This window comes from Actinomadura chibensis NBRC 106107 (assembly GCF_001552135.1).
In the GTDB taxonomy this organism is placed as follows: Bacteria; Actinomycetota; Actinomycetes; order Streptosporangiales; family Streptosporangiaceae; genus Spirillospora; species Spirillospora chibensis.
Genome location: NZ_BCQP01000035.1, coordinates 69,106 through 80,791 on the forward strand (window position 1 = coordinate 69,106; position 11,686 = coordinate 80,791).

The window sequence follows — 11,686 nt, forward strand, 5'->3', positions numbered from 1 at the left end:
TAACCTAAGAGGCCGTCGGAGGGCCAGGTGGGGGCAGGTCGCCGTGGCCGTCGGAGCACGCCCGTCGCACGCTCAGCGCAGGGCGCCGCGCGGCAGCAGCGCCTCCGCCGCCGGGAGCGCGGCCGCCCGGTCGGCGGCGACGAGCCCGATGCGCGTGCGGCGGTCGAGAAGGTCGCCCGCGTCGAGGGCGCCCTCGTGCCGCACCGCCCACGCCAGCTCCACGCCGAGCACCGGCAGGCCGGGGACGACCGGCTCCAGCAGCGCCGGGTCGTCCGCTCCGAGTGCGGCCAGCAGCGGCGCCTCGGTCCCGTACCGCTGGACGAGCCGCGCCGGGGCGTCCAGCGCGTCCAGCCGGTCGCGGGGCGCCGCGCCGACGAGCGGCAGCCGGGCCGTCCCGCTCGGCCCGGCGGCGAGGCCGCGGGCGCGGACGGCGGCGTCGACGGCGTCCCGCGCCATCCGCCGGTAGGTGGTGAGCTTGCCGCCGACGATCGTGACGACGCCGTCCCGCGAGGTGAGGACGGCGTGCCGCCGGGAGATGTCGGCCGTGCTCGCCGAGCCGCCGGGACCGGAGTCGAGCAGCGGGCGCAGCCCGGCGAACGCGCCGGCCACGTCCGCGCGCCGGACCGGGACGTCGAGCGCCGAGCCGAGGATGTCGAGCAGGAAGCCGATCTCGCCGTCGGTCGGCTCCGGGACGTCGGGGATCGGGCCGTCCAAGGGCTCGTCGGTGAGGCCGACGTAGACGCGGCCGTCGCCCTGCGGCATCACCAGCATGAACCGGCTGGCCGCGCCCGGCACGGGGATCTGGAGCCCGGCGGTCAGCCCGCGCAGCGTCTCGGCCCGCACCACGATGTGGGTGCCGCGCGACGGGCGCAGGCGGACGCCGTCCACGAGCCCGCCCGCCCAGACCCCGGCGGCGTTCACCACCGAGCGCGCCCGGACCGTGTACTCGCGGCCGGTGAGCTCGTCCCGGACGAGGGCGCCGTCGCCCGCGAGCGCGACCGCGTGGACCCGGGTGAGGATCCGGGCGCCGTGCCCGGCGGCCGTCCGGGCGAGCGCGGTGACGAGCCGCGCGTCGTCGGCGAGCTGGCCGTCCCAGGACAGCAGGCCGCCGCGCAGCCCGTAGGGCCGCAGCGCGGGCGCGAGCCGCAGCGTCTCCACCGCCGACAGGCGGCGCGGGCCGGGCAGCACCGAGCGGGGCGTGCGGGCGGCGAGGCGCAGCGCGTCCCCGGCGCGGTAGGCGGCCAGCGTGGCGGCGGCGCGGGCGCGCGGCACGAGCGGGGTCAGCGGCATCACGAACGGCAGCGCCCGGACGAGGTGCGGCGCCGTGTGCCGCATCAGCACGCCGCGCTCGACGGCGCTCTCGTGCGCGACGTCCACCTGCCCGGACGCGAGGTAGCGCAGCCCGCCGTGGATCAGCTTGGAGCTCCACCTGGACGTTCCGAACGCCAGGTCGTGGGCGTCGATCGCGGCGACCGACAGGCCGCGGGACGCGGCGTCCAGCGCGGCGCCCGCGCCGGTCGCGCCGAGGCCGACGACGAGGACGTCCACGACCTCGCCCGGGAGGGCGGCGAGCTCGCGCTCGCGGCGCGCGGCGTTCAGCGAGGTTCCGGGGGGCGGTCCGGTGGTCATGGCGCGAGCGTCCTCTCCAGGATGTGGCACAGTTCGGCGTCCAGGGCGTCGGAGGCCAGGTCGGGGTCGGCGTCGTCGATCATCGTCGGGGCCGACAGCACGAAGGACTGGACGATCAGCAGCACCGTCCGCGCCTGCCGGGCCGGGTGGGCGCGGCGGATCGTCCCGTCGGCGTGCCCGGCGCGCAGGGCCTCCTCGAAGGCGTCCAGGAAGACGAGCTGGCTGGCGCCGGTCCGGTCCAGCATGTAGGGCAGCAGCAGCTCCGGGTCCACCTCGATGATCTTGCGGAGCAGCGGGTGGTCGCGGAACGCGCGGACCCCGGCGACCAGGCCGTCCACGAACCGGGGGCGGACGGGGCGGCCGTCGTCCGGGGGCTGGATCGAGTCGCCGAGCCCGACCCACTCGCGGGTCATGAGGTCGGCGACGATCGTGCGGACGTCCGGCCAGCGGCGGTACAGCGTCATCCGCGACACGCCCGCGCGCCGGGCGATGTCGGTGAGCGTCGTGCGGCGGACCCCGACGGCGAGCACGCAGGCGCGGGCCGCGTCGAGGACGGCGTCGTCCGCCGTCCGGCGCGGCTTCTTGTGACGATTCGACGTCATGTGTCACAGTGTAAGCACAGGAACGGTCCGGTGGGAGTCCGGTGACGGGGGAGGCGCTGGTGGCGACGCGGGACATGCTCTGGAGCGGCTGGGGCGACCCCGGCCGGGCGGCGCCGCTGCCGGAGCCGGTGGTGCGGCTGCTCCACGACCTGCTCGGGGTGCGTCCGGCCGAGGCGCCGCCGCCCCCGCTCGCGGACGTCGCGGTCCCCGCGTCCCGGCTGGCCGCGGGCGACCTGGCCGCGCTCGCCCGGATCGTCGGCGACCGGCACGTCGCGGACGACGCCGAGGCGCGCGTCAGGCACACCCGCGGCAAGTCGACGCCCGACCTGCTGCGCATCCGCGCGGGCGACGCCTCCGCCGCGCCGGACGCGGTCGTCCTGCCCGGCACGCACGAGGAGGTCCTCGACGTGCTGCGCCTCTGCGCCGGGCGGGGCGTCGCGGTCGTCCCGTTCGGCGGCGGCACGTCGGTCGTCGGCGGGCTCGCGCCCGAGGGCGGGGCCGCGTTCGTCGCCCTCGACCTGCGCCGCATGGACGCGCTCGTCTCGCTCGACGAGGTGTCGCGGACGGCCGTCCTGCAGCCCGGCCTGCGCGCCCCCGAGGCGGAGGCGCTGCTCGGCGCGCGCGGCTACACGCTCGGCCACTTCCCGCAGTCCTACGAGTGGGCGTCGATCGGCGGGTTCGCGGCGGCGCGGTCCAGCGGGCAGGCGTCCGCCGGGTACGGGCGGTTCGACGACCTGGTGGTCGCGCTGACCGTCGCGACGCCGGAGGGGACGCTCGACCTCGGCCGCGCGCCGAAGTCGGCGGCGGGGCCCGACCTGCGGCAGCTCGTCCTCGGCTCGGAGGGCGCGCTCGGGGTGATCACCTCGGTGACCGTCCGGGTGCGGCCGGTGCCGGAGGCGCGGGAGTACGAGGGGTGGCGGTTCGCGTCGTTCGACGCGGGCGCCGCCGCGCTGCGCGGGCTCGCCCAGGACGGCCCGATGCCCGCCGTCCTGCGGCTGTCCGACGAGACCGAGACGATGGTCGGCCTGGCCGACCCGTCCGAGATCGGCGGAGACTCCGGTGCGGGGTGCCTCGCGGTGCTCGGGTTCGAGGGCGCGGCGGAGCGGGTCGCGGAGGTCCGGGCCCGCGCGGCGGACGCGCTGCGCGCCGCGGGCGGCGAGCCGCTCGGCGCCGGTCCCGGCGAGAAGTGGGAGCACGGCCGCTTCGACGCCCCCTACCTGCGCGACGCGCTGCTCGACGCGGGCGCGTTCGCCGAGACGCTGGAGACGGCCGCGTTCTGGTCGGACGTCCCGGCGCTGTACGAGGCCGTCCGGACGGCGCTGACCGCGACCCTGTCCGAACTGGGCACGCCGCCGCTGGTCATGTGCCATATTTCGCATGTGTACGCGTCCGGGGCGTCGCTGTACTTCACGGTCGTGTCGGCCCAGGGCGCGGACCCGGTCGCCCACTGGGCGCGGGCCAAGCGCGCCGCCTGCGACGCGATCATCGACGCGGGCGGCACGATCAGCCATCATCACGGGGTGGGCACCGACCACCGCGACTGGTACGCCCGGGAGATCGGGCCGCTCGGCGCGGCGGTGCTGCGCGCCGTCAAGGAGCGGGTCGACCCGTCCGGGATCCTCAACCCGGGCGTGCTCGTCCCGCCCGCCGTCTAGCCTGCCGTTAGGAGCGACGTATGGGCGAGGCACGTGCGTTCACCGCGATCGTCAACCCGGCGGCGGGCGGCTCCGCGTCCGCATCGTCGCTGATCACGCTCGCCCGGCTGCTGCGCGAGGCGGGCGCCGACGTCGCCGTGGAGTACAGCCGGGGCCTGGAGCACGCCGCCGACGTCGCCCGCGCCGCCGCCGGGACCGGGCGCGTCGTCCTCGGCGTCGGCGGCGACGGCATGGCGGGCTGCGTCGGCGGCGCCCTCGCCGGGACGGACGCGCTGTTCGGCGTGGTCCCGGCGGGCCGCGGCAACGACTTCGCGCGGCAGCTCGGCGTCCCGTCCGAGCCGGAGGAGCAGGCGAAGCTGCTGCTGGAGGGCGAGCCGCGCGCCGTGGACGCGATCGACGCCAACGGGACGGCCGTCCTCGGCAGCGTCTACGCGGGCGTGGACGCGGTCGCCAACGACAACGCCAACAGGACGCGGGTGCTGCGCGGCTCGGCCGCCTACTACTTCGGCGCGCTGCGCGCGATCGCGACGTGGCGGCCCGCCGACTACCTGATCACCGTGGACGGCGAGGCGTACGCGCGGCAGGGCTACACGGTCGTGGCCGCCAACTCCGGCTACTACGGGTTCGGCAAGCACATCGCCCCGGACGCGCGCGTCGACGACGGGCTGCTCGACGTCGTCCTGATCAAGACGGCGCCGAAGCGGCTGTTCTTCGCCGTCATGCGCGAGCTGGAGGCCGGGACGCACGTCCGCCGCCCCGAGATCGAGGTCATGCGGGGCAGGGAGGTGCGGATCGAGCTGGCCGGGACGTCCGGCCGGACGCTCCCGTACGGCGCGGACGGCGAGCTGCCGGGAACGCTCCCCGTCACCGCGCGGGTGCTGCCGGGGGCGCTGCGCGTCCTCGCGCCCTGACCTGGGCGCTCGCCGGATCTTGGCCCGTTGTTTGGGTCGATTTACGCGTCCATTACGGCCCCTCGGGTAGCGTCAGTTACGTCCCGCTTAGGGACCTTGGGGTTGTCTGCGGGCGACATCATGAGAAGGCGACTGCTCGCCGTTCTGGGGGGACTCATGATGACCGCGGACCCCCGCGTCGTGGTGGCGTCGGCGTCTCTGGGGGTGGCGCCGGCGTCCACCACGGTCACCTCCCCGCCCCGGCGCCCGCGGCCGCTTCCGGCGCGGCTCCGGCATGTCGCTTGACGCTCCGGATCGCCTCCGTACAGGCTGTGAGCACCCCCTGACTCACGCCCGGAGGCGTCCTGTGTGTGCCGCGGTCCCCCCCGATCCCGACGACCCACGCAGTCCCGACAACTCGCGCACCTCCGAGGCGGGCGCGGGCTGGGTGTGCGGCAGGCCGGGCACGTTCAACGACCTGCTCCCGCCGCGCGTGACCGACTTCTCCTGGCGCCGCCCGAAGGTGCTGTGGCGGTCCCGCAACGACGTGCTCGCGCGCTGGTTCGGCGACCCGTCGAACGCGATCCGCCGCCGCTGCGTCGCCGCGCTCCGCGAGCGGGGGACGCCCGCCGCGTTCACCGTCCACCGGGCGGAGCCGGAGTTCTCGTTCGTCCTGCTCGGCGACACGGGGGAGGGCGACAGGTCGCAGTACGCGGTCGTCCCGCCGCTGCTGCACGCCGCGGGCGACACCGACTTCATGGTCATCGCGAGCGACGTGATCTACCCGACCGGGGACGCGGGCCAGTACCCCGACAAGTTCTTCCGGCCCTACAAGGACTACCCGGGGCCCATCTTCGCCGTCCCGGGCAACCACGACTGGTACGACGGGCTGCGCGGGTTCCTGCACGTGTTCTGCGGCCTGGACGCCGACTGCACGCCGCCGCCGTGGCGCGGGCCGCTGTCGTTCGTCCCGCGCCTGCTGTGGCGGCGCTCGGGCGAGGTCGACGGACCGGCGCTGGCGGAGGCCGGGCGGCGCTTCCGGGGGGAGGCGGGGCAGCGGTCCCTCCAGCCGGGGCCGTACTGGGCGATCGACACCCCGGCCCTGCGCGTCATCGGGATCGACACGGGGATCACCGGCGTCCTCGACCGGGACCAGGGCCGCTGGCTCCGGGAGGTGTCCGGGGGACCGAAACCCAAGCTGCTCGTGACCGGAAAGCCGCTGTACGTGGACGACGACCACCGTCCCGGCGGGATCGAGGGCGGCGGGACGGTGGACGAGATCGTCCAGGACCCGGCGCACAACTACGTCGCGGCGATCGGCGGCGACATCCACAACTACCAGCGCTACCCGCGCAAGTCCGCGGACGGCCGGACGATCCAGTACATCGTGTCGGGCGGCGGCGGCGCGTTCATGCACGCGACGCACACGATCCCCCGCACGCGCGTCGTCGACGAGGGCGACTTCCGCTGCTACCCGCTGCGCGGCGACTCCCTCTCCCGCTACAGCAAGCTGTACGGGCGCTGGCTGCGGCTGCCGAGGCTCTTCGAGCTGACCCCGGAGGAGGCCACCGCCGCCGTCGAGCGGCGGCTCGGCATCCGGCCGGGGCGCGGGTACAAGAACCCGGCGCCGTCCCGGCGCGCCCGCTTCGTGGCCTCGGTGCTCGGCGTCCCGCGCGGGGAGCGGCGGCGGCCCCGGGCGCTGCGGTTCCCCGTCCACAAGCTGCCGCAGCGCTTCCGCTCCGAGTTCGCCGACTGGGACGACCCGCCGTTCTTCAAGAGCTTCCTGCGGCTGGACGTCACCGAGTCGGAGCTGCGCGTCCGCTGCTACGCGGCGACCGGCTGCGGCGACCACGAGAAGGCGCCGCCGTGCGAGGACGACTTCGTCATCCCGCTGCGCTAGCCGACGCGTCGGGGCGTTTCGCCCCGAACTGCCGAAGATTGGGATGAATGTCGGCGATCCTGCCGCGCGACGTGCGCGAATGCCGTTACAGTCTTGGGTCACCAAACGGGTGAACGGTAAACGGGCGGTCGGCCGGAGAACGACCGCCCTCCCAGGAGAGCGACTCAATGAGTTATCCCCAGCAGGGGCAGGGCCAGCACCAGCAGCAGGCGGCCCACCAGGGCGGCTACGCGCCCGCCCCCCAGCAGCAGCAGGCCCCCGTCGCCGTCGGCACGGGCATCAACATGAAGCGCCGCAACCCCATCGGCGCCTGGCTAGGCCTGCCCATCATCACGCTCGGCATCTACGGCCTGGTGTGGTTCTTCAAGGTCCACAACGAGCTGAGCGAGTACGACCGCCGCATCGACAACGCGGCCGTCAACGCGCTCCTGTCGATGCTGTTCGGCTTCATCACCCTCGGCATCTGGCCGCTGGTCATGTGGGTGAAGCTCGGCGGACGCATCGCCCAGGCGCAGCGCGCCGCCGGGCTCCAGCCGTCCTGCAGCGGCGGCATCGGCTTCCTGCTCGGCATCTTCGGCTTCGGCGTGCTCTACTACCAGATCCAGCTCAACAAGGTCGTCGACCGCTACGGCGACACCCCGGCCGGCCAGCAGGTCTCCCTGGTCGCCTGATCCCCCCAGGGGCTACGGCCCTGGCCCCCGCTGAAGACCGCACAGAACCCCTCCGCGCGCACCCGTCGCGGAGGGGTTCTCGCGTTTCCGGGACCGGGTTCTGTCGGTGGCGGGAGGGAGAATCGCGGGGTGAGGGTCGCGGTCGTGGAGGACGGGCGGGGCGGGGGCGTGCTGCGGGCCCTCACCGAGGACGGCGCGGCGGACGGGCCCGCGCACCGCGTCCCCGATCTCGTCGCGGCGATCGCGGAGCGGGAGCGGGACGGCGCGCCGCGCTGGGTGTGGGCGTCCACGGCGCGGCTGTACCCGCGGCTGCTGCGCGCGGGCGTGCGGGTCGCGCGCTGCCATGACCTGGAGCTGGTCGAGAGCCTCCTGCTCGGCCACGCCGGACGGTACGGGGAGCCCCGGTCGGTCCGGGCGGCGTGGGCGCGGCTGCGCGGGGAGCCGGTGCCGCCCGACCGCCCGCCCGCGGAGAAGGAGGCGCAGGCGTCCCTGTTCGAGGACGACCGAGAACGGGACACCCCGGGCGACGACATCGAGCAGGTCGTCGCCGTGCACGCGGCGCAGCGCCGGGCGATGGCGGGGCTGGACGGGTTCGCGCTGCTCGCGGCGGCGGAGTCGGCCGGGGCGCTGGTGGCGGCGGAGCTGACGCACGACGGGCTGCCCTGGTCGGCGGACGAGCACGACGCGCTGCTCACCGAGCTGCTCGGGCCGCGTCCGTCCGGCGGGCTGCGGCCGCGCCGGCTGCAGGACCTCGCCGACCGGATCAGCGCGGCGTTCGGCCCCCGCACGCACGTGAACCCCGACTCGCCGGCGCAGATCCTCAAGGCGTTCGCGGCGGCGGGCCTGCCGGTGCAGTCGACGCGGGCGCACGTCCTGAAGCGGCTCGACCATCCGGCGGTGCCGCTGCTGCTGGAGTACAAGGAGCTGGCGCGCCTCCACACGGCGCACGGGTGGGCGTGGCTCGACACGTGGGTCAGCGGCGGGCGGTTCCGTCCGGAGTACGTGGTCGGCGGCGTGGTGTCGGGGCGGTGGGCGACGAGCGGCGGCGGCGCGCTGCAGATCCCGCGCGTGCTGCGGCGGGCGGTCGTCGCCGACCCGGGCTGGTCGCTGGTCGTCGCGGACGCGGCCCAGCTCGAACCCCGGGTGCTGGCGGCGCTCGCGGGCGACCGCGCGTTCGCCGCCGCGGCCGCGCACGGCGACCTCTACGCCGCGCTGTCGGACGCCTTCCGCGACTCCGGCGAGGTGAGCGCCCGCGACAAGGCGAAGATCGGCCTGCTGTCCGCGATGTACGGCGGGGGGACGGGCGAGGCGGTGCAGTTCCTCGCCGTCCTGAAGAGCCGGTTCCCCGCCGCGTTCGAGTACGTGGAGGCGGCGGCGCGGGCGGGGGAGAGCGGGCGGCTCGTCCGGTCCCGGCTGGGCCGGACGTGCCCGCCGCCGTCCGCCGGGTGGCGCGAGCTGACCTCGGCTGGCGACGACGACGGCCCCGGCCGCGGGACGGCGGCCCAGGCGCTGCGCAGCCGGGGCCGCTTCACCCGCAACTTCGTCGTCCAGGCGACCGCCGCCGACTGGGCGCTCGCCCTGCTCGGCTCGCTGCGCCGCCGCCTCACCGCCCTCGGCGAACCGCGCCTGGTGTTCTTCCAACACGACGAGGTCATCGTCCACACCCCCGAGCCCCTCGCCGAAGCCGTAACCGCCGCCATCCACGCCGCAGCGGAAGAAGCGCGCCTCCTCCTGTTCGGCGACACCCCCGCCAGATTCCCCATGGAGATCGCCACCGTCCCCCGCTACTCCGACGCCAAGTAGTGCGGTTGCGTAGCAGTGACCGGACCGGGGTCGCTGGGCTGACCTGGCGGCGCACTTCCCCGGAGTTCCCGAAGAGATCACCTCTCTTCCCGGCCTCATGTGCACTCGATGTGCCCTGCCGGGAAGGCTTCGGGATGTGGTCAGCGCCAAGCTCCGCCGGACAGTTCGGCGGCGGCGAAGCCGCCCTCGGCGACACGGCGGGCGACCTCGTCCCATTCGCGGATCACGCGGCGCCTGTCGGGTGACCGGCCTGCCGGAGTACGCCGTGAACTGGCTGCTGCGCCACCCCACCCGCTGAGCCGGGGCGGCGCCGCCGGTCGACCCCGCCTCCGGCCGCGCCGCCCCTCCGACGAACGAGGGAAGGAACACCGATGCCCCAGTCCTACGGGCGGTTGGACCCGCTGTACGACGCCGTTCGGGCCCGCGCGCCGCAGGTGGACGCCGCCTGCGTCCACACCACCCCGGAGACGCAGCCGGAGGGCGCCACGCCGACGACGTTCATGCGCGTCGGCTACGGCCACATCGCCCCCCGCCGCGTCGTCTGGGACGACGACCTCGCCGAGTACCTGTGGGCCACCGGTCCGGACACCGGCGCCCGGCTCGGCAGCGACCCCGAGCAGGCCGCCGACCGCATCGCCCAGGCGCTCGGCGCGCCGCTCGCCACGGCCCCGGCAGCCGAGTGATGGCCTGGTGCTGCAGCTCCACCCCGAGCTACCCCCAGTGCTACTGCTCGGCGGGCTGCGACGCCTGCTGCTGCGACGGCGAGCACCTCGCCCGACTCACCGCCGCCGGAGGCATTGGCATGGTGTTCGGTCCCGCCGAGCGGCTCGACGCGGCCGTCCGGCGTATCGCCCCGCAGGTCTCGGTCGCCTGTGTGTGCGACGAGGAGGCCGGGTTGACCCGCGTGCACGTCATCTACTGCAACCGGGGGCCGCTGGTTCTCGGCTGGGACGGGCACAGCTACCGGCGCTGGACGTCCGACGACGGCTATGGCGCGATCCTGCCGTCCGACCCCGAGGACGCCGCCGAGATGCTCGGCGCCCGGGTCCGGATCGCCACCCGTAGTCCCAGGGACTCCGCGGCCTAGGTCAACTGGCGCGCGCCTGGGCCGCGGGCTCGGACCGCTCCGCTCGCTTTTCGAGGAGAGCGGGGCGGCCCCGTGCCGGAGGTCCGCAGACGGGCCGGGCGTGCGTTGAAACGCCCCGTCCTCCCCACCGGAGCGGGGAGGACGGGGCGTCGGTCAGCCCAAGGCCTGGAAGCAGCGGAAGGCGCCGCGAGCGGTACTGCCTGGGTTGATCACGGTGGGCGGGTAGCTGGTGCAGTTTCGGTCGGGGTAGGCCCGGACGACCTTGTCGGTCCGGTTGTCGATCTGCTCCGCTACACGGAGGTTGCCGCCGGCATCGGTCGTGTTGTACCGGATCCAGCCTCGCGGGTTGGTGACCTGTCCGTAGTCGAACTGCGCCGCGACCGGATCACGGTTGGGGAAGTGGTAGGTGACCGTGCCGGTCGCGGCGTGCGCGGCGGTCGGCGTGGCCAGGGGCAGGGACGCGGTGATCGCGAGCGCGGCCAGGGTGGCACCGGTGCGTCGGGTGATGGCTGGCATGGAAGCTCCTAGAAAGACTCGATAGCGGAGAACATCACCAACCGTAACTATGTGCCATTACTCAATCACAGTACGTGAACGGTGTTGGTTTCTTTGCCGCGTGGCGCCTACGCCAGCGTTTTAATCCCGCTCCCACTGCCTGCACCGTGAGTGAACCCGCCGCGGACGCGACGAAACGGCCCGCGTCTCGGCGGTGCCCCTTGGCACTGGAGGTCTGGGGTCTCCGTCCATTGGATTTCTACTCGGACGTCAAGTAGTGGGCGGACAGGGCGCGGATCGTGTTGGCGGCGGCGAAGGCGTGGCCGCGGGCGTTGAGGTGCAGGTTGTCGGTGCTGTAGATGCCCGGGTCGGCGGCGACCGGATGGTCGTACGGGTTGGCGACGTGGCAGCAGCCGTGCTCGGCGGCGACCCCGGCGGCGATGTCGTTCAGCTGCCGCGTCCGGGCGGACATGACCTCGCGGTAGCGGACGGGGCCGAGCCCCGCGACGGTGATGTCGAGCAGGCCGATCGTGACCACGTCGGCGCCGGTGGCGCGCAGCGCCGACACGATCGCGGTCAGCTCGCGCCGCACCTCGTCCGCGTCGAAGTGCGGGCGGAGCATGTCGTTGCCGCCCGCCGCGACGATCGCGAGGTCGGGGCCGAAGTCGAGCGCGGGGCCGAGCTGCTCCTCAGTGACCTGCGCGGCGACGCGGTCGCGGCGGCCGAGGTTCCGCGCGGCGAGGCCCGGCGTCGCGGCGCGCAGCGCCTCCTCGACTCGGTCGGCCCACGAGAGGTCGCGGTAGCCGGGGACGGGTTCGCGGACGCCCTCGGCGACGCTGTCCCCGAGCGTCGCCATCCGCGTCCAGGGCGCGCCCGCGAGCAGCGCGGCGGCGTCGGCGGCGGGCAGGACGGCGGGATCCGTCCACTCGGACAGGCTCGTAGCGGGCATGTCGG

Annotated in this window: 11 protein-coding genes; 7 read left to right on the forward strand and 4 right to left on the reverse strand. The window is 75.1% G+C overall.

The genetic code is table 11. The annotated features are described in order from the left end of the window. Positions 1–72 precede the first annotated feature (72 nt). Both ACH01S_RS20190 and ACH01S_RS20195 read right to left on the reverse strand, forming a co-directional pair. Positions 73–1,629: a glycerol-3-phosphate dehydrogenase/oxidase gene (locus ACH01S_RS20190; protein WP_067893475.1), complete on the reverse strand. Its 1,557-nt coding sequence runs from the start codon at positions 1,627–1,629 to the stop codon at positions 73–75. After that, positions 1,626–2,231 (reverse strand): TetR/AcrR family transcriptional regulator, encoded by a 606-nt coding sequence (locus ACH01S_RS20195; RefSeq protein ID WP_067893477.1) that lies wholly within the window; start codon positions 2,229–2,231, stop codon positions 1,626–1,628. Before ACH01S_RS20195 ends, ACH01S_RS20190 begins: the two co-directional genes overlap by 4 nt. Positions 2,232–2,305: 74 nt before the next feature. Here ACH01S_RS20195 and ACH01S_RS20200 point away from each other — a divergent pair, with 74 nt between their 5' ends. From ACH01S_RS20200 to ACH01S_RS20235, 7 genes are all read left to right on the forward strand, one after another. After that, complete coding sequence (locus tag ACH01S_RS20200) at positions 2,306–3,886, forward strand: FAD-binding oxidoreductase (RefSeq protein ID WP_067893554.1); 1,581 nt, start codon at positions 2,306–2,308, stop codon at positions 3,884–3,886. Positions 3,887–3,906: 20 nt separating this feature from the next. Continuing rightward, positions 3,907–4,797 carry a diacylglycerol/lipid kinase family protein gene (locus tag ACH01S_RS20205; RefSeq protein WP_067893479.1) on the forward strand — a complete coding sequence of 297 codons (891 nt, stop codon included), beginning with the start codon at positions 3,907–3,909 and terminating at the stop codon, positions 4,795–4,797. A gap of 346 nt (positions 4,798–5,143) precedes the next feature. Beyond that, on the forward strand, positions 5,144–6,676 hold the full coding sequence (locus tag ACH01S_RS20215; protein ID WP_067893482.1) for a metallophosphoesterase family protein: 1,533 nt from the start codon (positions 5,144–5,146) through the stop codon (positions 6,674–6,676). Positions 6,677–6,843: 167 nt separating this feature from the next. Continuing rightward, on the forward strand, positions 6,844–7,347 hold the full coding sequence (locus ACH01S_RS20220) for a DUF4234 domain-containing protein (RefSeq protein ID WP_067893484.1): 504 nt from the start codon (positions 6,844–6,846) through the stop codon (positions 7,345–7,347). Positions 7,348–7,476: 129 nt separating this feature from the next. Next, positions 7,477–9,150 (forward strand): bifunctional 3'-5' exonuclease/DNA polymerase, encoded by a 1,674-nt coding sequence (locus ACH01S_RS20225; RefSeq protein WP_218010329.1) that lies wholly within the window; start codon positions 7,477–7,479, stop codon positions 9,148–9,150. Positions 9,151–9,521: 371 nt separating this feature from the next. Continuing rightward, positions 9,522–9,833, forward strand: a complete 312-nt coding sequence (locus ACH01S_RS20230) for a hypothetical protein (protein ID WP_067893486.1) — start codon at positions 9,522–9,524, stop codon at positions 9,831–9,833. Next, the gene (locus ACH01S_RS20235) at positions 9,833–10,237 is read left to right on the forward strand and encodes a hypothetical protein (RefSeq protein WP_148344604.1); all 405 of its coding nucleotides are present in this window, start codon (positions 9,833–9,835) and stop codon (positions 10,235–10,237) included. The genes ACH01S_RS20230 and ACH01S_RS20235 overlap by 1 nt, the downstream gene beginning before the upstream one ends. 153 nt (positions 10,238–10,390) lie before the next feature. Here the strand turns inward: ACH01S_RS20235 and ACH01S_RS20240 are convergent, their stop codons facing one another. After that, a complete protein-coding gene (locus ACH01S_RS20240) occupies positions 10,391–10,753 on the reverse strand; it encodes a hypothetical protein (protein WP_067893490.1) in 363 nt (120 codons plus the stop codon). 238 nt (positions 10,754–10,991) lie between these two features. Beyond that, complete coding sequence (locus ACH01S_RS20245; RefSeq protein ID WP_067893492.1) at positions 10,992–11,681, reverse strand: SGNH/GDSL hydrolase family protein; 690 nt, start codon at positions 11,679–11,681, stop codon at positions 10,992–10,994. Positions 11,682–11,686: the final 5 nt, after the last annotated feature.

Coding starts and splice junctions, on each gene's coding strand:
- ACH01S_RS20190 (WP_067893475.1), bottom strand. CDS start 1,629: ATGACCACCGGACCGCCCCCCGGAACCTCGCTGAACGCCGCGCGCCGC.
- ACH01S_RS20195 (WP_067893477.1), bottom strand. CDS start 2,231: ATGACGTCGAATCGTCACAAGAAGCCGCGCCGGACGGCGGACGACGCC.
- ACH01S_RS20200 (WP_067893554.1), top strand. CDS start 2,306: ATGCTCTGGAGCGGCTGGGGCGACCCCGGCCGGGCGGCGCCGCTGCCG.
- ACH01S_RS20205 (WP_067893479.1), top strand. CDS start 3,907: ATGGGCGAGGCACGTGCGTTCACCGCGATCGTCAACCCGGCGGCGGGC.
- ACH01S_RS20220 (WP_067893484.1), top strand. CDS start 6,844: ATGAGTTATCCCCAGCAGGGGCAGGGCCAGCACCAGCAGCAGGCGGCC.
- ACH01S_RS20230 (WP_067893486.1), top strand. CDS start 9,522: ATGCCCCAGTCCTACGGGCGGTTGGACCCGCTGTACGACGCCGTTCGG.
- ACH01S_RS20235 (WP_148344604.1), top strand. CDS start 9,833: ATGGCCTGGTGCTGCAGCTCCACCCCGAGCTACCCCCAGTGCTACTGC.
- ACH01S_RS20240 (WP_067893490.1), bottom strand. CDS start 10,753: ATGCCAGCCATCACCCGACGCACCGGTGCCACCCTGGCCGCGCTCGCG.
- ACH01S_RS20245 (WP_067893492.1), bottom strand. CDS start 11,681: ATGCCCGCTACGAGCCTGTCCGAGTGGACGGATCCCGCCGTCCTGCCC.